At 61.8% G+C, this 22,332-nt stretch carries 22 protein-coding genes; 15 read left to right on the forward strand and 7 right to left on the reverse strand.

Annotated elements, in window-relative coordinates; genetic code table 11:
- Positions 1 to 124: 124 nt before the first annotated feature.
- The 4 genes from AB5Y89_RS16240 to AB5Y89_RS16255 all read right to left on the reverse strand — a co-directional run bounded on the left by AB5Y89_RS16240 (position 125) and on the right by AB5Y89_RS16255 (position 3,501).
- Positions 125 to 1,912 carry an EAL domain-containing protein gene (locus AB5Y89_RS16240; RefSeq protein WP_368224172.1) on the reverse strand — a complete coding sequence of 596 codons (1,788 nt, stop codon included), beginning with the start codon at positions 1,910 to 1,912 and terminating at the stop codon, positions 125 to 127.
- Positions 1,913 to 2,018: 106 nt separating this feature from the next.
- A complete protein-coding gene (locus AB5Y89_RS16245) occupies positions 2,019 to 2,387 on the reverse strand; it encodes a hypothetical protein (protein WP_368224173.1) in 369 nt (122 codons plus the stop codon).
- A gap of 7 nt (positions 2,388 to 2,394) precedes the next feature.
- Complete coding sequence (torD, locus tag AB5Y89_RS16250; RefSeq protein WP_368224174.1) at positions 2,395 to 3,063, reverse strand: molecular chaperone TorD; 669 nt, start codon at positions 3,061 to 3,063, stop codon at positions 2,395 to 2,397.
- Between the two features lie 150 nt (positions 3,064 to 3,213).
- Positions 3,214 to 3,501, reverse strand: coding sequence for a hypothetical protein (locus AB5Y89_RS16255; RefSeq protein WP_069652090.1), 288 nt, complete (start codon positions 3,499 to 3,501; stop codon positions 3,214 to 3,216).
- A 341-nt stretch (positions 3,502 to 3,842) separates the two neighbouring features.
- Here AB5Y89_RS16255 and glyA point away from each other — a divergent pair, with 341 nt between their 5' ends.
- From glyA to AB5Y89_RS16325, 14 genes are all read left to right on the forward strand, one after another.
- Entirely contained in the window at positions 3,843 to 5,096 is a 1,254-nt protein-coding gene (gene glyA / locus AB5Y89_RS16260) for a serine hydroxymethyltransferase (RefSeq protein WP_010675397.1), read from the forward strand.
- 87 nt (positions 5,097 to 5,183) lie between these two features.
- Complete coding sequence (locus AB5Y89_RS16265; protein ID WP_069652190.1) at positions 5,184 to 5,618, forward strand: hypothetical protein; 435 nt, start codon at positions 5,184 to 5,186, stop codon at positions 5,616 to 5,618.
- 134 nt (positions 5,619 to 5,752) lie between these two features.
- Complete coding sequence (gene nrdR / locus AB5Y89_RS16270) at positions 5,753 to 6,202, forward strand: transcriptional regulator NrdR (RefSeq protein WP_010675395.1); 450 nt, start codon at positions 5,753 to 5,755, stop codon at positions 6,200 to 6,202.
- Positions 6,203 to 6,479: 277 nt separating this feature from the next.
- Entirely contained in the window at positions 6,480 to 7,589 is a 1,110-nt protein-coding gene (gene ribD / locus AB5Y89_RS16275; protein ID WP_368224175.1) for a bifunctional diaminohydroxyphosphoribosylaminopyrimidine deaminase/5-amino-6-(5-phosphoribosylamino)uracil reductase RibD, read from the forward strand.
- A 55-nt stretch (positions 7,590 to 7,644) separates the two neighbouring features.
- The gene (locus AB5Y89_RS16280) at positions 7,645 to 8,298 is read left to right on the forward strand and encodes a riboflavin synthase (protein WP_039040359.1); all 654 of its coding nucleotides are present in this window, start codon (positions 7,645 to 7,647) and stop codon (positions 8,296 to 8,298) included.
- A gap of 137 nt (positions 8,299 to 8,435) precedes the next feature.
- A complete protein-coding gene (ribBA, locus tag AB5Y89_RS16285) occupies positions 8,436 to 9,545 on the forward strand; it encodes a bifunctional 3,4-dihydroxy-2-butanone-4-phosphate synthase/GTP cyclohydrolase II (protein WP_039040299.1) in 1,110 nt (369 codons plus the stop codon).
- 133 nt (positions 9,546 to 9,678) lie between these two features.
- The gene (ribE, locus tag AB5Y89_RS16290; protein ID WP_010675391.1) at positions 9,679 to 10,149 is read left to right on the forward strand and encodes a 6,7-dimethyl-8-ribityllumazine synthase; all 471 of its coding nucleotides are present in this window, start codon (positions 9,679 to 9,681) and stop codon (positions 10,147 to 10,149) included.
- 14 nt (positions 10,150 to 10,163) lie between these two features.
- A complete protein-coding gene (gene nusB, locus AB5Y89_RS16295; RefSeq protein WP_010675390.1) occupies positions 10,164 to 10,577 on the forward strand; it encodes a transcription antitermination factor NusB in 414 nt (137 codons plus the stop codon).
- Between the two features lie 57 nt (positions 10,578 to 10,634).
- Entirely contained in the window at positions 10,635 to 11,594 is a 960-nt protein-coding gene (gene thiL / locus AB5Y89_RS16300; RefSeq protein ID WP_043153245.1) for a thiamine-phosphate kinase, read from the forward strand.
- The gene (locus AB5Y89_RS16305; RefSeq protein WP_128313240.1) at positions 11,591 to 12,079 is read left to right on the forward strand and encodes a phosphatidylglycerophosphatase A; all 489 of its coding nucleotides are present in this window, start codon (positions 11,591 to 11,593) and stop codon (positions 12,077 to 12,079) included. The genes thiL and AB5Y89_RS16305 overlap by 4 nt, the downstream gene beginning before the upstream one ends.
- Positions 12,080 to 12,726: 647 nt before the next feature.
- The gene (locus AB5Y89_RS16310; protein ID WP_010675387.1) at positions 12,727 to 14,451 is read left to right on the forward strand and encodes an ABC transporter ATP-binding protein; all 1,725 of its coding nucleotides are present in this window, start codon (positions 12,727 to 12,729) and stop codon (positions 14,449 to 14,451) included.
- A gap of 58 nt (positions 14,452 to 14,509) precedes the next feature.
- A complete protein-coding gene (locus AB5Y89_RS16315) occupies positions 14,510 to 16,066 on the forward strand; it encodes an ABC transporter substrate-binding protein (RefSeq protein WP_010675386.1) in 1,557 nt (518 codons plus the stop codon).
- A gap of 96 nt (positions 16,067 to 16,162) precedes the next feature.
- Positions 16,163 to 17,137, forward strand: a complete 975-nt coding sequence (locus tag AB5Y89_RS16320; RefSeq protein ID WP_010675385.1) for an ABC transporter permease — start codon at positions 16,163 to 16,165, stop codon at positions 17,135 to 17,137.
- Between the two features lie 3 nt (positions 17,138 to 17,140).
- Positions 17,141 to 18,082, forward strand: a complete 942-nt coding sequence (locus AB5Y89_RS16325) for an ABC transporter permease (protein ID WP_029314771.1) — start codon at positions 17,141 to 17,143, stop codon at positions 18,080 to 18,082.
- A gap of 220 nt (positions 18,083 to 18,302) precedes the next feature.
- On the opposite strand, the gene dxs is transcribed toward AB5Y89_RS16325, so the two are convergent.
- The 3 genes from dxs to xseB are packed head-to-tail and all read right to left on the reverse strand — an operon-like array spanning position 18,303 to position 21,332.
- Positions 18,303 to 20,168 carry a 1-deoxy-D-xylulose-5-phosphate synthase gene (gene dxs / locus AB5Y89_RS16330; protein WP_203762849.1) on the reverse strand — a complete coding sequence of 622 codons (1,866 nt, stop codon included), beginning with the start codon at positions 20,166 to 20,168 and terminating at the stop codon, positions 18,303 to 18,305.
- A gap of 21 nt (positions 20,169 to 20,189) precedes the next feature.
- The gene (gene ispA, locus AB5Y89_RS16335) at positions 20,190 to 21,080 is read right to left on the reverse strand and encodes a (2E,6E)-farnesyl diphosphate synthase (RefSeq protein ID WP_368224176.1); all 891 of its coding nucleotides are present in this window, start codon (positions 21,078 to 21,080) and stop codon (positions 20,190 to 20,192) included.
- The gene (xseB, locus tag AB5Y89_RS16340) at positions 21,081 to 21,332 is read right to left on the reverse strand and encodes an exodeoxyribonuclease VII small subunit (protein WP_010675381.1); all 252 of its coding nucleotides are present in this window, start codon (positions 21,330 to 21,332) and stop codon (positions 21,081 to 21,083) included.
- 235 nt (positions 21,333 to 21,567) lie between these two features.
- Here xseB and pomA point away from each other — a divergent pair, with 235 nt between their 5' ends.
- Positions 21,568 to 22,326, forward strand: a complete 759-nt coding sequence (gene pomA / locus AB5Y89_RS16345; protein ID WP_029314770.1) for a flagellar motor protein PomA — start codon at positions 21,568 to 21,570, stop codon at positions 22,324 to 22,326.
- The last annotated feature ends 6 nt before the right edge of the window (positions 22,327 to 22,332 follow it).

The raw sequence follows: 22,332 nt of genomic DNA on the forward strand, positions 1-22,332 counted from the left end.
TTTGGTTCCCGAGGGCAATTAGACTTTTGGATAGCGACGAAGATAGCGGGCGGGAAGCCATGATGATGAAGCAGAAGGGAGCCATGGGCTCCCTTCTTTGCTTGCGTGGTGGCGCGGCCAAGGCTCAATGGCGGAAGGGGAGCAGGGGAGGCAGGCTGGGTTCTGGCAGGGGATGGCTGAACAGGTAGCCTTGTCCCTCTTCGCAACGCAGGGATTGCAGGAACTGGCGCTGGGGCTGGGTTTCTATGCCTTCCGCCGTGACGGCCATGCCGAGGGAGCTGGCCAGCTGGACTATGGTACGGCACAGCTCGCGGCTGTGCTTGTCGTCGGGCAACGCCTGGACGAAGGCCCTGTCTATCTTGATGCGATCGATGGGCAGGCTCCTGAGCAGGCTCAGGGAGGAGAAACCGGTGCCGAAGTCGTCGATGGCGATCTGCACCCCCAGCGCCTTGAGACGGGTGAAGAGCCGCAGACTGTGATCCACGCTCTGGATGATGCTCTCGGTCACCTCGATCTCCAGCCGCTCGGCAGGAAAACCGGTCTCGGCCAGAATGGCTGTCACCCGCTCCACGTAGTCGTGGGAGCGCATCTCCCTGACCGACACATTGACCGAGAGCCGGGGCACGGCGCGCCCTTCTGCCAGCCACTGCTGACCTTGCTGGCAGGCGGTGCGCATCACCCATTCGCCCAGTGGTTCGATGAGACCGCACTCCTCTGCCACCGGAATGAAACGGTCCGGGGATATCATGCCAAGGCTGGGATGCTGCCAGCGGATCAGGGCCTCCAGGCCGCTGAGATGACCATCCGCCAGATCCGTCATGGGTTGGTAGAGCAGGCGAAACTCTTGCTGCTCAATGGCCTTGAGCAGTCCCTGCTCCAGCAGCATCCGCTCCCTGGTCTGTGCCGTCATGTCGGGAGAGTGGAACAGATAGCCGTTGCGGCCACGGCGCTTGGCTTCATGCATGGCGTTGTCCGCCGCGCTGATGAGGCTGTCCGGGGTCTGGCCATGCTCCGGATAGAGGGAGATGCCGATGCTGGCGGAGAGCCTCACCCGCTCCTGGCCGATGTCGGCGGGATCGTGCAGCCTGCGTTGTAACCCCTTGATGATACCCAGCAGATCCTGGGTCTCTCTGATGGCGGGCAGCAACACCAGAAATTCGTCTGCCCCCAGCCGGATGGCGATGTCTCCGGGGCGCAGGCAGTGGCGAATGCGGTCTGCCGACAGCTTGAGCAGCAGATCGCCGGCACTGTGCCCCAGGTTGTCGTTGATGAGCTTGAAGCCGTCGAGATCGATGAACAGCAGCGCCAGGACGTGGTGGTTCACCCTGGCCGTCTCTATCTCCAGGGTGAGGCGCTCTTGCAGCAGATGGCGATTGCCGAGATCGGTGAGGGGATCGTAATAGGAGAGGTGCTGCAAGCGGGCTTCGGCCTGATAGAGACGCAGTGCATGGCGGTGGGTCATCTCCTGCAGGTCGGGTGACGCGGGTGCGTCGAGGTGGGGGCCTGTCTGTGCGGACTCCCTCATCACGAGGACGATGCCATTGAAGGTGCCCTCCTCATCCAGCACGGAGCTGACGCTCACTTGCCAGCGTGCGGGGGAGGCCGCGCGGGAGAGACCGACCGTCTCCACCTCAAATGCGCATCGGGGGGCCCCTCGTCGCAGTTGCTGAAACAGCGGGAGCAGCTGGGGAGTCTGGGCAGGGACAATGTCGAACAGCGTCTTGCCCGGGTGCTCTGCCCGCGCGAGGCCGGTCAGTTCGGCAAAGCGTCCGTTGACGTCGCGACACCTGAATTCGTGATCGAAGACCCCAATCCCGACGGGCGCCTGGGCGAACAGCTGTTGCAACTCGTGGGGAGAGAGCGGGCCTGACAAATGCCGTGTCGGAACCGATTCGGGCAGCACTTTTTCCATGGAGGCTCCTGAATTGATTGCTTTGTCATTTGGACGACTGTGTCAGTATGGCAGGAAGTGTCAGGAGAGAAAGAAAGTGTGAGAAGGGTGTGAAATCAACAAGATGTCAGCCTTTCTGGCGGCCAAACGCCTGGATCCCGCGAACCAATACCAGCCAGCCCACCAGATGAAACGGCAACGCCATGGCGTAGAGCACCAGCCAGTGGCTCTCGGTGCCGCTGCTGTTGATGAAATCTGTCCAGGCGGCGAGCAGGGCCAACATGCCCGCTATCTGGAAACGGCGACGCAGCACCACTTCCACCCCGAGATTGGCGAGGTAGAGGGTCAGCAGGATGCCGGCAAAGCCGGTGAGCTGGGCGGTGCCGTAGAGCGCGCGGTCCGGGTTGAACAGCAGCGTCACGAGGGGAGTGAGACCCTGATCCAGCGGGATCAGGGCCAGCAGCCAGCATGCGATAAGAAGCAGGGCTGTCTTCATGCCGGGCTCAGTCGGCGGACGGTGCCGGTTTGACCAGGGAGAGGTAGTTGGCGTCCATCTTGAGGAACACCCCCAGCAGGCGGGCACTGGCACCGTAGAAGCCAAACGTGTCGGCGGCCCGGCAGGCCTGCTCGAAGCGCTCGAACCAGCCCAGCAGGTGGCCGTGCAGCAGGGACTCCTGCTCGCCAAGCCACGCCTCGCGCTGGTCGGCGGTGGTCGACTCGGCGGCGCGGATGATGAGGCTGCCCATCAGATCCAGCTCGATGGCCAGATGATCGGCAGGCTCATTGTATTTGTCGCTGACGTTGATGCCGAGGCGATCGAGGCGTGCCTGCATCTCGGTCATGGGGGCCTGCATCAGCTGCTGGCCTTCGCCCCGGTAGAGGGATTCGTAGGGCAGGGCACCCTGCCCGGGAGCGCTCAGGAACAGGCCTGCAAAGTCGGCGGCCAGGGCCGTCTGGCGCTCGGGGCGCACCAGCAGGCGGGCGATGGCGTCGTTGAGCTCGGCCACGGCTTCGCGCATGGGATCGAGGGTGGAGAGGCTCTTCAAGAAGCTGCGCACGTCATAGGTGTCGTATTCAGCGATCTGTGCATCACTGAGTTCGGCAGCAAACAGGGTGGAAAACCACCAGTAAAGCTCGGCCCGGCGTTCGCTGGTCGCCATGAATTCCTGCATTTTTCCTCCGTGGATGACAATCGGGAGCCTTGATGGCCCCCGATTCTAACGACTTTAAAAATAAAGGAAACTCATGGGGCCTTTTGGCCGGATAGCGCCAGGAGAGGGGGGCGCTATCGCGGGATCGCCGTGGGCGACGAGGAGGCCGACTTACTCCTCGACGCGATAGAGCACCTGCTTGCAACGGGGGCAGATGTGCTGGCGGCGGTAATCCATCTGGTGCACCAGGCCGACTTCCCGCTGCTGATGATGACCGCAATGGATGCAGAAAATGAGATCCCCGTCGGCGGCGCCGGGGTGGGCCGCCAGGTATTGCTCCCGGGTGGGAAGTGTCTCCCAGTTGGCGGTGCAGGCACCCTTGCGGCTGCCGGTGTAGTAGACCCAGTAGAAGAGAGCGAAGACCGCGACAATCACGAACAGCATCAGATGATCCATCATGGCGTTTCCCCTTGTGTTCCGGGATCGCAGGGAGCGACACCCGCTCGTGCAGATGTCCCATGGCCTAAAGATGTTATCTGTTAGTAAATGCTATATCCATGATCTGGCTCTGGTTTTCATCGCTTTGCCCGGGAAGCGGGGGCGATGGCTGGAGCCGGATTGCGGGTGTGGGGAGGCCGGGGGGATGAGCGAAGCCAGGGGGCGGGATTCGAAATTTGCGACGTATTTTACATTTTATAAACAATTTTTTGGGTGGTTGGACTGTCTCTTTGATCCAGCTCACGTTACAATGCGCGGGCCCACTTCACCTATCGCGCAAACGATTTTCAGGAGATAAACGGATGTTGAAACGTGACATGACCATCGCCGGCTATGATCCAGAGCTGTGGCAGGCCATCACAGACGAGACCCGTCGTCAGGAAGAGCACATCGAGCTGATTGCGTCCGAGAACTACACCAGCCCCCGCGTCATGGAAGCCCAGGGCTCCCAGTTGACCAACAAGTACGCCGAAGGCTACCCGGCCAAGCGTTACTACGGCGGTTGCGAGTATGTGGATGTGGTTGAAACCCTGGCCATCGAGCGCGCCAAAGAGCTGTTCGGTGCCACCTACGCCAACGTGCAGCCGCACTCCGGCTCCCAGGCTAACAGCGCCGTCTACATGGCCCTGCTGCAACCGGGCGACACCGTCCTCGGCATGAACCTGGCCCACGGCGGTCACCTGACCCACGGCTCCCCCGTCAACTTCTCCGGCAAGCTGTACAACATCATCCCCTACGGCATCGACGAGTCCGGCAAGATCGACTACGACGAGATGGAGCGCCTGGCCGTTGAGCACAAGCCGAAGATGATGATCGGTGGCTTCTCCGCCTACTCCGGCATCGTCGACTGGGCCCGCATGCGCGAAATCGCCGACAAGATCGGTGCCTACCTGTTCGTGGACATGGCCCACGTAGCCGGTCTGATTGCCGCTGGCGTCTACCCGAACCCGGTGCCCCACGCTCACGTGGTCACCTCCACCACCCACAAGACCCTGGCCGGTCCGCGCGGTGGTCTGATCCTCTCCGCCGCCGACGACGAAGATCTGTACAAGAAGCTGAACTCCGCCGTCTTCCCGGGTGGTCAGGGCGGCCCGCTGATGCACGTCATCGCCGGCAAGGCTGTAGCCTTCAAGGAAGCGCTGGAGCCCGAGTTCAAGACCTACCAGGCCCAGGTCGTGAAGAACGCCAAGGCCATGGCGGCGACCTTTATCGAGCGCGGCTACAAGATCGTCTCCGGCGGTACCGACAACCATCTGATGCTGGTTGACCTGATCGGTCGCGAGCTGACCGGCAAAGATGCCGACGCAGCCCTCGGCAAGGCCAACATCACCGTCAACAAGAACTCCGTACCGAACGACCCGCGTTCCCCGTTCGTGACCTCCGGCGTGCGTATCGGCACCCCGGCCATCACCCGCCGCGGCTTCAAGGAAGCCGAGTCCATCCAGTTGGCCAACTGGATCTGCGACGTGCTGGACAGCCACGACAACGAAGAAGTGCTGGCGACCGTGCGCGAGAAGGTGCTGGACATCTGCCGCCGCTTCCCGGTCTACGCATAATCAGCCTGACCTTCAGGTTGAAGACCAATGCCACCCTCGGGTGGCATTGTTTTTTGCAGCGTCTGGCAAGATGAGACAGAGGTGATCATGTGCGATGACATGGAAGAGGACGTGCTGGAGGCGTCACTGCGGCAGACGGTTCGAACCCAGTACCACTTTCGCGCCAGCGAACAGGGGCTGCTGGCCTGGGATGTGCGCCGCTTGATCCGGCTGAGCCGCAACCTGCCGGTGCAGGCGGTGGCACTCGGCGAGATTGCCGAGCTTGACCGCGACCACTGGTACGGCCATGGCGACGCCACGCCCACGGTGCGCAGCGTGGTGGCGCATTGCCAGCTCATGATGGCGGCGGATCTCGCCTATCCCATCCTGCTGGACAGCGCCGGTCGGGTGATGGATGGCATGCACCGGGTGGGCAAGGCGCTGATGCTGGGCCACAGCCATGTGGCTGCTCGCCGGTTCGCGGCGGATCCTGCCCCCGATTACCAGGATTGCGACCCCGAGGCGTTGCCCTATGACGACTGAGTCCTGCCCGAAGGTCTGGCTGGTTGTCCCTTGTTTTCATGGGCTTTTACCGGCTCTGGATGGCCGTGTTACACTGGCCGGCCTAGCGCCAGCCCCCGGGGCCCGCGCCCATTTTCATCCACACCGGAGGTCAGATGCATTGCCCTTTCTGTAGTGCCGTTGATACCAAGGTGATCGATTCCCGTCTGGTGGCCGAGGGCCATCAGGTGCGCCGCCGTCGCGAATGCCTGCTCTGTCACGAGCGTTTTACCACCTTCGAAATGGCCGAACTGGTCATGCCCCGCGTCATCAAGTCCAACGGCTCCCGCGAGCCCTTCAACGAAGACAAGCTGCGTGCCGGCATTCTGCGGGCGCTGGAGAAGCGGCCGGTGAGCATGGAGGCCATCGAGAAGGCGGTCAACCACATCAAGTCCCGCCTGCGGGCCACCGGTGAGCGCGAGGTGGCCTCCCAGCTGGTGGGCAATCTGGTGATGGATGAGCTCAAGAGCCTGGACAAGGTGGCCTACATCCGCTTTGCCTCCGTCTACCGCAGCTTTGAAGACATTCGCGAATTCGGAGAAGAGATCGCCAAGCTGGAGAAGTAACGTCGGCCTGTCGCTCCCTATGTGAATAAGAGAGGGGCTGCCGTTGCGGCAGCGCCAGTTGTCACACCAGTGAGACATCTAGATAGCGCATCGTTGCACTGGTGAAAAAGTATGAGGGCGTGCGGCCGCATCCTGCGATGTGTGTGCCCGTCGCCATGGCGTCAGGTGCCATGGCCGATCTGCCCGAGAAGGCGTGCGGCAAGCGCGTACACCCTATTTTCTTGTCCCATCGGATGGCCGTGCCACGGGGGACAGGTTGCTGGACACAGGAGCCCGGATGTTTAGTCAAGACGATTACCAATGGATGAGCCGGGCCCTCGAACTGGCCCGGCGCGGCCGTTACACCACGGCCCCCAACCCCTGCGTCGGCGCCGTGCTGGTGAAGGCCGGCGTGGTGGTGGGGGAGGGCTGGCACAAGCGGGCCGGTGAGCCCCATGCCGAGGTCTATGCCCTGCACGCGGCAGGGGAAGAGGCCCGCGGTGCCACCGCCTATGTGACCCTGGAGCCCTGCTCCCATCACGGTCGCACACCCCCCTGCGCCGAGGCGCTTATCAAGGCCGGGGTGACCCGGGTGGTGGCTGCCATGGTGGATCCCAATCCCCAGGTGGGCGGGCGCGGCCTGCGGATGCTCTCCGAGGCGGGGATCAAGACCGATTTCGGCCTGCTGGCCGCGGAAGCCGAGGCCCTCAATCCCGGTTTCTTCAAGCGGATGCGCACCGCGTTTCCGCTGGTGACGGTCAAGCTGGGGGCGAGCCTGGATGGTCGCACCGCCATGGCGAGTGGCGAGAGCCAGTGGATCACCTCTGCGGAGGCGCGCCGGGACGTGCAGCGGCTGCGGGCCCGTCACGATGCGGTCCTCTCCAGCGCCGAGACCGTGCTGGCAGATGGCGCCTCCCTCACCGTGCGCTGGGACGAGCTGCCCCCCTCGGTCAAGGCGGTCTATCCCAAAGAGACCCTGCGCCAGCCACTGCGGGTCATCGTGGATTCGCAAAACCGGCTCACCCCGGATCTGCCCCTGTTCCAGAGCGAGAGCCCGGTACTGCTGGCCCGCCACAAGGCATCCGGTGAGTGGCCCGCCTGGGTGCAGCAGCTGGAGGTGCCGCTGCTGGATGGCAAGCTGGATCTGGTCAGCCTCTTCATGCTGCTGGCCAAACAGAACGTCAACTCGGTACTGGTGGAGGTGGGGCCGCGGCTGTGCGGCGCCCTGCTGGAGAAGGGGCTGGTGGACGAGCTGGTGCTCTATCAGGCGCCCAAACTGATGGGGGATGAGGGGCGCGGCCTGTTCCATCTGCCGGGGCTGACCCGGCTGTTCCAGGCCCCCAAACTCAACCTCAAGGATGTGCGCATGCTTGGCCAGGATATTCGCATCACTGCGAAAATAGCCTGATTTTTCAATGTTCACGGGGGCATCCATCGCCCCCGTCATCAGCAAGGTGATCTGCATGTTTACCGGAATTATCGAAGCGGTGGGAACCCTGGCCGAGCTGCGTCGCCAGGGGGAGGACATGGCCCTCACCGTGCACGCGCCTACCCTGGACTTCAGTGACGTCAAGCTGGGCGACTCCATCGCCACCAACGGCGTCTGCCTCACCGTGGTGGCGCTCGGGGATCACAGCTATACCGCCGACGTCTCCCTGGAGACCCTCTCCCGCACCGGTTTTTCTGCCGCCAAGGTAGGGGATCCGGTCAACCTCGAGAAGGCGCTGATGCCCACCTCCCGCCTCGGCGGCCACCTGGTCTCCGGCCACGTGGACGGCATCGGCGAGGTGAAGAGCAAATCGTCCAGCGGCCGCGCCATCGAATACTGGATCAAGGCGCCGGGGGAGCTCTCCCGCTACATCGCCGAGAAGGGGTCGATTGCGGTGGATGGCATCAGCCTCACCGTCAATGCGGTTCAGGGGGATCTGTTCCGGCTGACCATCGTGCCCCACACCGCCCAGGAGACAACCATCGCCCGCTGGAAACCCGGCTACCGGGTTAACCTCGAGGTGGACCAGATAGCCCGCTATCTGGAGCGGCTGATGACGGGCAAGCGCGAGGAGAGCAGTGCCTCTACCCTGACCCTGGAGAAGCTGGCCCAGTCCGGATTCTTGTGAGCCGTTTTGACGGGAAAACGCGGTTCTGTGATCCCGCGCGGATTGAAACGGGGCCGCGTGCCCCCATCTAGAGCACAATACGCAGTATCAAGTCGAGCCGACTGGCTCAATCCCCAAGCATGTTGATGGAGTAGCCCATGGCGCTGAGCACGACCCAGGAAATCATTGCCGATATCAAGGCTGGCAAGATGGTGATCCTGATGGATGACGAAGACAGGGAGAACGAAGGGGACCTGATCATGGCCGCCTCCTGTGTCCGCCCGGAAGACATCAACTTCATGGCGCGCTACGGTCGTGGCCTCATCTGCCTGACCCTGACCCGGGATCGCTGCAAGCAGCTGGCGCTGCCGCTGATGGTCGATCGCAACAATGCCCAGTTCTCCACCGCCTTCACCGTCTCCATCGAGGCGGCGGAAGGGGTGACCACCGGCATCTCCGCCGCCGACCGCGCCGTCACCGTGCAGGCTGCGGTGGCGCCCCATGCCAAGGCCGCCGATCTGGTGCAGCCCGGCCACATCTTCCCGCTGATGGCGCAGGATGGCGGCGTGCTGACCCGCGCCGGCCACACCGAAGCGGGCTGCGATCTTGCCCGGCTGGCCGGCTTCGAGCCTGCCTCCGTCATCGTCGAGATCCTCAACGAAGACGGCACCATGGCCCGGCGCCCGGATCTCGAGATCTTCGCCGAGCAGCACGGCATCAAGCTCGGCACCATTGCCGACCTTATCGAATACCGCAACCAGCACGAGACCACGGTAGAGAAAGTGGCCGAGTGCAAGTTGCCCACCGAATACGGCGAGTTCGACCTCGTCACCTTCCGCGACACCATCGACAACCAGGTCCACTTCGCCCTGAAGAAAGGGGACGTGAAGGCCGACCAGCCGACCCTGGTACGGGTGCACCTGCACGACGTGCTGAGCGATCTGCTGCTCACCGACCGCCACAGCGCCCGCAGCTGGCCGCTGCCCAAATCCATGGCCCGCATCGCCGACGAGGGCGGGGTGCTGGTGATCCTGGGGGCGGAAGCCCATGGCGCCGAGCTGCTGGCCCGGGTCAAGGGTTTTGAAGCCGCCGACAAGGGGCTGGCACCGGAAGGGGCCAAGTGGCAGGGCACCTCGCGCCGGGTCGGCGTCGGTTCCCAGATCCTCAAGGCGCTGGGGGTCGGCAAGATGCGCCTGTTGAGCTCTCCCAAGAAGTACCATGCCCTCGGTGGCTTTGGTCTGGAAGTGGTGGAGTACGTCGGCGAGTAAGCGCTGCGTACGGTTGAATTCATCACCATGGCCGCCCGTTGCGGCCATGGTTTTTTGTCGCGGCTCTGTTGTGCTAGAATGCGTGCACTTTTGAGCCCGGCCCCTAATTGATTGCACAGAGACAGGATTTCCAATGAAGATTATCGAAGGAAATATCGCCGCTCCCGAGGCGCGTGTTGCTATTGTCGTTGCCCGTTTCAACAGCTTCATCAATGACAGCCTGGTGAACGGCGCGCTGGACGTGCTGAAGCGTCAAGGTCAGGTCCAGGAGAGCAATCTGACCCTGGTGCGTGTACCGGGGGCCGTCGAAATTCCCCTGGCGGCCAAGAAGCTGGCCAAGAGCGGTCAATACGACGCCATCGTCGCACTCGGCACCGTCATCCGCGGCGGTACCTACCACTTTGAACTGGTAGCGAGCGAGAACGGCAAGGGTCTGGCCCAGGTAATGATGGAATACGACATTCCCGTTGCCTTCGGCGTGCTGACCACCGAAAACATTGAACAAGCCATCGAACGCGCCGGTACCAAGGCGGGTAACAAAGGTGCAGAGGCTGCACTGAGCGCGCTCGAAATGATCAACGTCCTGAAACAACTGGACGTGTAACGAGGAGAAATGCATTGAAACCGTCCGAGCGCCGTAAGGCCCGCCATTGCGCCACCCAGGCCATCTACCAGTGGCAGATGACCCAGGCCAACGTGGGCGACATCGAAGAGCAGTTCAAGATCGATCAGGACACCAAGGGTGTGGACCTGAACTATTTCCGCGATCTGCTGTTCGGGGTAGCGGTCCACTGCAACGAGCTGGACAAGGTGTTCGCGCCTTTCCTCTCCCGTCCGCTGGAAGAAGTGGACATGGTGGACAAGGCGATCCTGCGTCTGGCGACCTACGAGCTGACCCGTCGTGAAGATGTGCCGCCGCGCGTGGTGATCAACGAAGCGATCGAGCTGGCCAAAGCCTTCGCCGCCGATGACAGCCACAAGTTTGTCAACGGCGTCCTGGACAAGGTGATCAAGACGCTGCCCAAGCGCTGATCCTGCTGTCCGTCAGCAATTAAGAGAGGAGCCAGCTTATTGCTGGCTTTTTACTGTATGGGTGAATTTGAGCTGATTGAGAAGTACTTCAAGGTCCCCCACGCCCGCAAGGACGTGGTGATGGGCCCTGGAGATGACTGTGCCCTGCTGACCCTGCCCCCCGACGCCCAGTTGGCGGTGAGCACGGACACCCTGGTGAGCGGCGTGCACTTCTTCCCCGACATGGATCCGGTGGATCTCGGCTACAAGGCGTTGGCGGTCAATCTCTCCGATCTGGCCGCCATGGGTGCCGAGCCGCGCTGGGTCTCCCTGGCCCTGACCCTGCCCGCCATCAACGAGCGCTGGGTCGCCGGTTTCGCCGAAGGGTTCCTCGAGCTCGCCGAGTACTACAACGTGGCGCTGGTGGGGGGGGACATGACCCGCGGGCCCCTCTCCATCACCGTCTCGGTGAAAGGATCGGTCCCGGCAGGTCGCGCCCTGCTGCGCAGCGGCGCCAAGGCCGGTGACGGGGTCTACGTGACCGGTACCCTGGGAGATGCCGCCCTGGCGCTCTCCCACCTGCTGGGCAAGCGCACCCTCAACGAGAACCAGCTGGCGGCCGTGCTGCCGCGCCTCGACCATCCCCATCCCCGCATCCTGGCCGGTCAGGCCCTGCGCGGGCTGGCCAGCAGCGCCCTGGATCTCTCCGACGGCCTGGCGTCTGATCTCGGCCATATCCTCAAGGCGTCCGGCGTGCGGGCCCAGATCGATCTCAACCTGCTGCCCCTCTCCCCCGTGTTGCAGGATGCAGTGCCGGCCATGGATGCCTGGCAGCTGGCCCTGGCCGGGGGCGACGACTACGAGCTCTGCTTCACCGTGCCCCAGGAGCATCACGGCGCCCTGGACACGGCGCTGGCCAATTGTGGCGTGAAGTTCACCCGCATCGGTCGCATCCTGGCCGGGGAGCCTGGTATCGACTACCTGCAGGACGAACAACCCGTCGAACTGCACCTCAAGGGCTGGGATCACTTCGCATGATGTCTTTCAAGATAAAGCCCGAACTGACGCGGCTGAGCCTTAAAAACCCGCTCCACTTCCTGGCGGTTGGGTTTGGCTCCGGCCTTTCCCCCAAGGCGCCGGGCACCATGGGGACCCTGGCAGCCATCCCGCTCTATCTCTTGGTGAGCGGGCTGCCGACCTCCTGGTTCATCGCCCTGCTGGTGGTGGGTTTCGTGGCGGGCATCCGCATCTGCCAGAGCGCCACCGACGCCATCGGGATGCCGGATCACGGGGCTATCGTCTGGGACGAGGTCATCGGATTCGGGGTCACCATGATTGCGGCCCCGGCCGGCTGGGAGTGGGTGCTGGCGGGTTTCGTGCTGTTTCGCCTGTTCGACGTGCTCAAGCCCTGGCCCATCTCCTGGTTCGATCGCCGCATTCACGGCGGGCTTGGCATCATGCTGGACGATCTCATTGCCGGCCTGTTCGCCCTGGCCTGCATGCAACTGCTTGCCCACTGGTGAGGGGAGGCGGCTCCCGAACGCCCGTCTCGTTGTTTTTTCACTCCTCTCCTCTTGCAAAGAGGTCGGATATACCGCACACGCAGGCCCTGAGGGGCCTGCGTTTTTTTGTATGCAATCCCTCCCGGCTTGCCGTGCCGGCGGGCCTGTGGCCCAGGTTGATCCTTCTGCATTGTCCCTATTTAGCTCTGCCTATTTTTCCTTACTCCAGATATGCTGCCGTCAAAAAATCATTTCACATAAATATTCACTACTCATTCGAGGCTGGTCAGCATAATGCTGATAGTGAATAAGATGGTTTGTTGCTATTTTGTTGAAACATAATTGGTTGATGGTCTCGCATTGCCAGCGTAATCTCTGGTAATGTGACTTTTATCGACATTTTAACCCCAGGGTGTCGGCATTCTCTGGGCAAAGTATTGCGAAATTGTATAACTGGATCATTTACACCCGCGGGCAAACCGACTAACTTACTCGCGGGTTATTCCAAAAAAATGCAAAAAACCCGCCCGGATCGCTGGTTTGGCTGCCTCATGGATTGAGCGTTAATTACACAACAACGGCTCTCGAGCAGTACCAAGGCACAACCAGCATCTGCGGCTGATTTACGGACGAATTATTTGGGACGGATGTCCCCCGCAGAGGTAACCATGTCCTTGCTTGAAGTCAAAAACTTGCGGATCGAGTACCCCTCCCGCTACGGGGTGCTTGCCGCGGTCAAGGATCTCTCTTTTTCTGTTGAAAAGGGCGAGATCGTCGGCGTCGTCGGTGAGTCCGGCGCTGGCAAATCCACCATCGGCAACGCCGTCATCGATCTGTTGAGCCCGCCCGGTCGCATCGCCCGTGGCGATATCTACCTGAACGGCGAGCTCATCTCCGGCAAGAGCCAGAACGAGATGCGGGCCATTCGCGGCTCGCGCATCGGTTTCATCTTCCAGGATCCCATGACCTCCCTCAATCCGCTGTTCACCGTGGAGCAGCAGCTGGTGGAGACCATCCTCGCCAACACCGACCTGTCCCGCGAGGCGGCCTTTGCCAAGGCCCTCGAGCTGATGGGGGCGGTGGGGATCCCGAACCCGGACGTGCGCATCAAGCAGTATCCTCACCAGTTCTCCGGTGGCATGCGCCAGCGGGTGGTGATCGCCATCGCCCTCTCCGGGGATCCCGAGCTCATCATCGCCGATGAGCCGACCACGGCGCTGGACGTCTCCATCCAGGATCAGATCCTCCAGCTCATCCGCAACCTGTGCAAAGAGCGCCAGGTAGGCTGCATGCTGGTGACCCATGACATGGGGGTGGTCTCCAACGTCACCGACAAGGTGGCGGTGATGTACCGCGGCGATCTGGTGGAGTTCGGCACCACGGAACAGGTGCTGGGCCGCCCCAATCACCCCTATACCCGCAGCCTCATCTCGGCGGTGCCCCGCTCGGATGTGAAGCTGGTGCGCTTCCCCCTGGTCTCCTATATCGAGGATGCCGGTGCGGCGGATACCAGCATCGATCTCAAAACCCACTGGCTCGGCCAGAGTCAGGACGAGCGCACCTATGAAGGCGCGCTGTTGCGGGTGGAGAACGTGGATCTGAAGTTCGTCACCAAGGATTCCATCTTCCCGAGCCGCCGCCAGTACGTGCGCGCCTGCAACAACATCAGCTTCGAGATCTTCGAGGGTGAGACTTTCGGTCTGGTGGGGGAGTCGGGCTCCGGCAAGTCCACCATCGCCCGTGCCATCACCGGGCTCTATCCGCCCGACACCGGCAAGATTGTCTTCGAGGGGATCGATCTCACCGCCCTGAAAGGGGAGCACGAGCGTCGCCCCCTGCGCCGCCAGATGCAGATGGTGTTCCAGAATCCCTACTCTTCGATGAACCCGCGCATGAAGGTGCGTGACATCATCGCCGAGCCGATCCGCTTCCACCGCCTCGCCGAGAGTGAGCGGCAGATAGAGCAGATCGTCGGGGACCTGCTGGATCACGTGGGCCTGGGCCGCGGCGCCGGGGTCAAGTATCCCCACGAATTCTCCGGTGGTCAGCGCCAGCGCATCTCCATTGCCCGCGCCCTGGCGACTCGCCCGCGCTTCCTCATCTGCGACGAGCCCACCTCGGCGCTGGATGTCTCGGTGCAGGCCCAGATCCTCAACCTGCTCAAAGACTTGCAACAGGAGCTTGGGCTCACCATGCTGTTCATCAGTCACGATCTGCCGGTCATCCGCCAGATGTGCGACCGCATCGGTGTGATGCAGCACGGTCATCTGGTGGAAGTGGCCGAGACCGAGAAACTGTTCACCAATGCCGAGCATGAGTACAGCCGCAAGCTGATCTCCCTCATGCCGGAATTCAAGGGAATGTCCCGCGAGGGGCTGGAAATCGCAAGCTAGGAAAGCACCGGTTCGCCGGTTTGTCTGTCAATAAAAAGCCAAAAGCATGGAGAAAGACATGAAGAAAGGATTATCCAAGATCGCCATGGCGCTGTTCGCCGCTGGTCTCGCGTTCAACGTTTCTGCTGCCGACATCAAGGTCGCCGTCGCGTCCGACGCCACCTCGCTGGACCCGCAGGAGCAGCTCTCCGGTCAGACCCTGGAGATGTCTCACCTGGTGTTCGACCCCCTGATGCGTTACACCCAGGATCTGCAGTTCGAGCCGCGTCTGGCCGAGAAGTATGAGCGCATCGACGACAAGACCGTCCGTTTCCACCTGCGCAAGGGTGTGAAGTTCCACTCCGGCAACGACTTCACCGCCGATGACGTGGTATGGACCGTCAACCGTCTGAAGGCCTCCCCGGACTTCAAGGCGATCTTCGACCCCATCGCCGAAGCCAAGAAGGTGGATGATTTCACCGTGGATCTCGTCACCGCCAAGCCGTTCCCGCTGGTGCTGCAGACCGTCACCTACATCTTCCCGATGGACTCCAAGTTCTATAGCGGCAAGACCGAGGCGGGCAAGGACAAGGCTGAGATCGTGAAGAACGGTGACTCCTTCGCCTCCACCAATGTCTCCGGTACCGGTCCGTTCAGCGTCAAGTTCCGCGAGCAGGGCGTGAAGCTGGAATACGTGCGCAACGCCAACTACTGGGACAAGGCCTCCAAGGGCAACGTCGAAAACCTGACCGTGGTACCGATCAAGGAAGACGCCACCCGTGTTGCAGCCCTGCTGGGCGGCGACGTGGACATGATCTACCCGGTTGCCCCGAACGATCTGGAGCGCGTGAAGAACGGCAAGGATTCCCAGCTGGTCACCCTGTCCGGTACCCGTGCCATCATCATCGAGCTGAACCAGAACACCAACCCGGCGCTGAAAGACAAGCGCGTGCGTCAGGCGATCAACTACGCCATCAACCAGGTGGGCATCGTCGACAAGATCAACAAGGGCTTCGGTACCCCGGCCGGCCAGCTGAGCCCGAAAGGCTACGCAGGCTACAACGAGGCGCTCAAGCCCCAGTATGATCTGGCCAAGGCCAAGGAGCTGATGAAGGAAGCCGGTTACGAGAAGGGCTTCAAGATGAGCTTCATCTCCCCGGCTGCCCGCTACGTCAACGACGTCAAGATTGCCCAGGCCGTCTCCGCCATGCTGTCCAAGATCAACATCAAGGTGGATCTGAAGACCATGCCGGTGGCCCAGTACTGGCCGGAGTTTGACAAGTGCGCCGCTGACATGCAGCTGATCGGCTGGCACTCCGACACCGAAGACAGTGCGAACTTCTTCGAGTTCCTGACCTTCACCAAGGATGCCAAGACCGGCATGGGTCAGTACAACTGCGGCGGTTATGCCAACGCGGAAGCTGACAAGATGGTGATGGAAGCCAACACCGAGACCGATCCTGCCAAGCGTGCCGCCATCCTGCAGAAGGTGGAAGCCATGCTGATCGACGACGCTGCCTATGTGCCGCTGCACTGGGAAGACCTGGCCTACGGTGCCAAGAAGAACGTCGACATCAAGCCGGTGGTCAACGTGATGAACTTCCCTTATCTGGGTGACCTGGTGGTCAACAAGTAAGCGAAGCGTTTAAGGAAGGACCCGGCGGGGCACCCATGGTTGCCCCGCCATTAACAGAAGCCTGTGCCAAGACACAGGCCACGTAGAAGGACAAGCATGTTTACATTCCTGCTGAAACGGTTCTATCAGGCCGTGATAGTGATGTTCGTCATCAGCCTGGTCGCCTTCTCCATCCAGGACAACCTGGGGGATCCGCTGCGCGAGCTGGTGGGACAATCCGTCTCCGAGTCCGTGCGCCAGGAGCTGCGCGACAAAATGGGACTCAATGATCCCTTCCTCGTGAAATACAGCCGCTTCTTGAAGAACGCGGTACACGGGGATCTGGGCACTTCCTATTTCTTCAAGCGACCAGCCCTCGAGGTTATCCTCGACAAGCTGGTGGCTACCCTTGAGCTGGTGTTTGCCGCCGCGCTCATCATCGTCGTGGTCTCCATTCCGCTGGGGGTTTATTCGGCGATAAGACCGCGCAGTTTCCTGACCAAGCTCATCATGGCGGTGAGCAGCATCGGCATCTCGATCCCGGTCTTCCTGACCGCCATCATGTTGATGTACCTCTTCTCCATCCAGCTGGGCTGGCTGCCGGCCTATGGCCGTGGCGAGACTTACAACCTGCTGGGCTGGGAGTCGGGATTCTTTACCTGGGACGGTATCCTGCACCTGGTGCTGCCTGCGGTCTCCCTCTCCTCCATCATGCTGCCGCTGTTCATCCGGCTGGTGCGCTCGGAGATGCTGGAGCAGCTCTCCTCCGAGTACGTCAAGTTTGCCCGTGCCAAGGGGCTGGACAACAACAAGGTCTACTACCAGCACGCCCTGAAGAACACCATGCTGCCGGTCATCACGGTGGGCGGTGTGCAGATCGGGACCATGGTGGCCTACACCATCTTGACCGAGAGCGTGTTCCAGTGGCCGGGGACCGGCTTCCTCTTCCTTGAGGCGATCCACCGGGTCGATACGCCGCTGATCACCGCCTACGTCATCTTCGTGGGCCTGATCTTCGTGGTGACCAATACCCTGGTCGACCTGCTCTACGGGCTGATCAACCCGACCGTCAACCTGACCGCCAAGGGGTAACAGATGACTAATGCTGTAACTGCAAGCCCAAGCCGTTGGGCACGCTTCAAAAATTCCGACATCGTCTACTACTTCCTGCGGGACAAGGTAGCCATGTTCAGCTTCGCGGTGTTTGTGGTCTTCGTGCTGGCGGCCCTGCTGGCACCCTGGATCGCACCGCACAACGTCTATGACCAGACCAGCTTCGATCTGATGGATGCGGAGCTGCCCCCCTCCTGGCTGGAAGGGGGCGAGGCCCGCTTCTGGCTCGGGACCGACAACCAGGGACGCGACATCTGGAGCACCATCCTCTATGGCGCCCGCATCTCGCTGACCATTGGTCTGTTCGCGGTGGGGCTGCAGCTGGTGCTCGGTATCGTCATCGGTCTGATGGCCGGTTACTTTGGTGGTCGCATCGACAACCTGCTGATGCGCTTTGCCGATGTGCAGCTGTCGTTCTCCACCATGATGGTGGCGATCATCATCTCCGCCATCTTCCAGGCGACCTTTGGCTCCGAGTTCTACTCGAAGTTCGCCATCCTGATGCTGGTGGTGATCATCGGTATCGCCGAGTGGCCCCAGTATGCCCGGACGGTACGCGCCTCCGTGCTGGCGGAGAAGAAGAAGGAGTATGTGGAAGCAGCTCAGGTGATGGGGTTCCGCGCCCCGCGCATCATGTTCCGCCACATTCTGCCGAACTGCCTGTCACCCATCTTGGTCATCTCCACCGTGCAGGTGGCGAACGCCATCATGAGCGAGGCGGCCCTCTCCTTCCTGGGTCTGGGGATGCCGGTTGATCAACCGTCCCTGGGGTCGCTCATCAGCGTGGGCTTCAACTACATCTTCTCCGGCTCCTGGTGGATCACCGCCTTCCCGGGCCTCTGCCTGGTGGTGCTGGTGCTGGTGATCAACCTGCTGGGTGACTGGCTGCGGGATGTGTTCAACCCGAAGATCTACAAGGGCTGATAAACCTATCCACGAACTGGCTGCGAGGCCGTGATCAAGGTTCATGTGCTGCTCACTTATGTGGAATCAGGAGTGCTCATGTATGTCTCGGTTCTTGAGCGGCTTGTAACCTTGTTGACGGCCTTCTCGCGACAGTGTGTGAGCAGGTTTGGTTTGGCACAGTGAATAACAAAAAAAGGGCGCCATCAGGCGCCCTTTTTATTGCTTGCAATAACCCTTGTCAGGCCTGCAGCCAGCTCTCGATGCGGGTCTGAATGCCCACGCTGTCCAGCCCCAGCAGGGCGTAGATCTCATCCTGGGTGCCCTGCTCGATGAAGCGGTCCGGCAGGCCGAGGTTGAGCACCGGTTTGCACTGCTTGCAGCCCATCAGCAGCTCGTTCACCGCAGAGCCTGCACCGCCCATGATGGCGTTGTCCTCGAGGGTGACGAACTGATCGTGGGAGGCGGCCAGAGAGAGCACCAGCGCCTCGTCCATGGGTTTGACGAAGCGCATGTCCACCAGGGTGGCATCCAGCGCCTCGGCGGCTGCTCTGGCCTGTTGCAGCAGGGTGCCGAACGCCAGGATGGCGGTCCCCTTGCCCTCGCGAACCACACGTCCCTTGCCGAGGGGCAGGGCCTGCATCTCGCTCTCGGCCTGGATACCGGTGCCGCTGCCACGGGGGTAGCGCACCGCCGCTGGACCGTTGCACAGATAGCCGGTGTAGAGCATCTGGCGGCACTCGTTCTCGTCGGACGGGGTCATCACCACCATGTTGGGCACGGTGCGCAGGAAGCTGATGTCGAACGCACCCTGATGGGTCGGGCCGTCGGCCCCCACCAGACCGGCCCGGTCGATGGCGAACAGCACCGGCAGGTTCTGCAGCGCCACATCGTGGATCAGCTGGTCATAGGCCCGTTGCAGGAAGCTCGAATAGATGGCGACCACGGGTTTCTGCTCGGCGATGGCGAGACCGGCGGCGAAGGTGACCGCATGTTGCTCGGCGATGGCCACATCGAAGTAGCGATCCGGATATTGCTGGCTGAATTTCACCAGACCGGAGCCTTCGCGCATGGCGGGGGTGATGCCGACCACGCGCTCGTCCTTGGCGGCGATATCGCACAGCCACTGACCGAAGATGGCTGAGAAGGTGGGTTTGCCACCGGCGCTCTTGGGCAGGGCACAGTCATCCGGGTTGAATTTGGGGACGGCGTGATAGCCAATGGGATCTTTTTCCGCCGGCTCGTAGCCCTTGCCCTTCTTGGTTTTGACGTGCAGCAGCTGGGGACCCTTGAGATTGCGCATGTTGCGCAGGGTTTCGACCAGGGCATGGATGTCGTGACCGTCGATGGGGCCGATGTAGTTGAAGCCGAACTCCTCGAACAAGGTACCCGGTACCACCATGCCCTTGAGGTGCTCCTCGGCCCGCTTGGCGAGCTCCTTGACCGGCGGCAGCCCCGCCAGCACCTTCTTGCCCCCCTCGCGAATGGTGGTGTAGAGCTTGCCGGACATCAGCCTGGCGAGGTGATTGTTCAGGGCTCCCACATTCTCGGAGATGGACATCTCGTTGTCGTTGAGCACCACCAGCATGTCCTTGTGGACGTCGCCGGCGTGATTGAGGGCCTCGAAGGCCATGCCGGCGGTGATGGCGCCATCACCGATGACCGCGACCACCTTGCGGCCAAGCCCTTCGCTCTCGGCCGCCACCGCCATGCCGAGCGCCGCCCCGATGGAGGTGCTGGAGTGGCCCACGCTGAGCACGTCGTACTCGCTCTCTTCCCGCCAGGGGAAGGGGTGCAGGCCATCTTTCTGGCGAATGGTGTGAATGCGCTCCCGTCTTCCGGTCAGGATCTTGTGGGGATAGGCCTGGTGGCCCACGTCCCACACCAGCCGATCGAAGGGGGTGTTGTAGACATAGTGCAGGGCGACCGTCAGCTCGACGGTGCCAAGGCCGGAGGCGAAGTGGCCGCTGGAGCGGCTCACCGAGCGCAGCAGATACTCGCGCAGCTCGTTGCACACCACGGGCAGCCGCTCGAAGGGGAGGGATCGCAAATCGACCGGCGTGTCCGCGAGGGCCAGGTTGGGGAAATCGCTAATATCAACGCTCATATTGTTACTTTTATCCAGCGTTTAGTGGGTTCGCTCGATGATGTAATCGGCAAACGCTTCCAGAATGTCGGTATTGTAGGGCAAGGATTGCAGGGCTGTTAAGGCCTTGTCATGCAGTTCGCGAGCCAGCTCACGGGCATTGTCGAGTCCGAGCAGGGCCGGATAGGTACTCTTTTCCAGCGCCAGATCCGAGCCTTGCGGCTTGCCTAGGGTGGCGGTATCGCCCGTGATGTCGAGGATGTCGTCCTGCACCTGGAAGGCGAGTCCGATGGCGGCGGCATAGGTTTGCAGGGCAGTGAGGGTGGCGGGTTCCACGTCAGCCTTGCACAGGGCGCCGAGGGTCACGGCGCACTCGATGAGGGCCCCGGTCTTGTGGCGGTGCACCTGCTCCAGCTCGGCGAGGCTGATCCGGCGCCCTTCGGCGTCCAGATCCAGTGCCTGACCGCCGCACATACCGAGATAGCCGGACGCGCGGGCCAGGGAACTCAGCATCTGCACCCGGTTGGCCATCAATGTATCGGGCATGGGGTGGTCGGCCAGAATGGAAAACGCCAAGGTCTGCAGGGCATCGCCCGCCAGGATGGCTGTGCCTTCATCGAAGGCCTTGTGTACGGTGGGCTGACCACGACGCAGGTCGTCGTCATCCATGGCGGGCAGGTCGTCGTGCAGGAGGGAGTATGCGTGAATGCACTCCACGGCGGCGGCGGGGCCATCCAGCAGTTCGCTCTTGACGCCCAGCATCTCGCCGACGGCATAGACCAGGAAGGGGCGCACCCGTTTCCCACCGAGCAGCAGGCCGTATTTCATCGCATCCCGCAGACGTGGCGCCATGGCGGGCAGGGCGTCAAGCTGTGCCGAGAGGCAGTCGTCGATGCGGCGCCGATGCAGGCGGGAGAAATCGTCCAGGGTCACTCACTCCTCTCCTTGTTCTGCTCGAAAGGGGACCGCTTGCTCGCTGCCATCGGCCTGGGTCAGGAGGATCTGGATCTTCTGCTCGGCCTGTTCCAGCTTCTGCTGGCCGGCGCGCACCAGATGGATGCCCTGTTCGAATTGTTTGAGTGCCTCCTCGAGGGGGAGCGAGCCCTGTTCGAGTTGATGCACTATGGTTTCCAGCTCTTCCAGGGTGGCATCAAAACTCAGACGGTCGATTTTTTTACTGGCCATGTCCATCCTCGGGGATTGAAAAAAAACGGCTCATCTTAACATCGACCGGCCACAGGGGGGAGGCAGAAAAACGCGGCGTCCTCAAACTATCCTGACCATGGCCGATAAGAACGGGCATGCAACCACGCATTGCCGATCGGCGATTGCTGTGTACCGGGCTTGCTGCCGGGGACGCAATAGCAGAAAATTCAACGCAATATAATGAGACGGCACGTTCGGCGACAGGAGTAGGGATGTGGATTTAGGGAGTCTGATAGGCTTAGTGCTGGGGTTCGGGGTCGTGGTGTACGGCATGTTGCTGGGCGGCCCCATGAGCATGTATGTGGACATGCCATCGGTCTACATCACCATACTGGGGTCCGTGTTCATCTGCATGATGAAATTCAACCTCGGCCAGTTTCTGATGGCCTTCAAGGTCGCGGGCAAGGCCTTCATGTACAAGGGGGACAAGCTCGACGATCTCATCACCAAGGCGGTGGAACTGGCGGATGCGGCCCGCAAGGGGGGCTTTCTGGCCCTGGAGGCGGCGGAGATCCCCAATACCTTCATGAAGAAGGGCATCGACATGCTGGTGGACGGTCATGATGCCGACGTGGTGCGTGCGGTGATGGAGAAGGACATCGAACTGACGTCCGAGCGTCACGCCACGGCCATCAAGGTGTTCCGCTCCCTGGGGGATCTCGGTCCGGCCATGGGCATGATCGGTACCCTGGTGGGGTTGGTGGCCATGCTGGCCAACATGAGCGACCCCAAATCCATCGGTCCGGCCATGGCGGTGGCCTTGCTGACGACCTTGTATGGCGCCATCGAGGCCAACATGATTGCCATCCCCATCGCTGACAAGCTGGAACTGCGCAGCGGCGAGGAACAGTTGAGCCGCACCCTGATCCTCGACGCCATCATGGGGATCCAGGATGGACAGAACCCGAGGGTGATCCAGGCCATGTTGCAGAACTACCTGAATCAGTCCAAACGCAACAACGGGACCGAATAGGAGCGC

This window comes from Aeromonas sp. s4, assembly GCF_040907855.1.
Taxonomy (GTDB): Bacteria; Pseudomonadota; Gammaproteobacteria; order Enterobacterales; family Aeromonadaceae; genus Aeromonas; species Aeromonas caviae.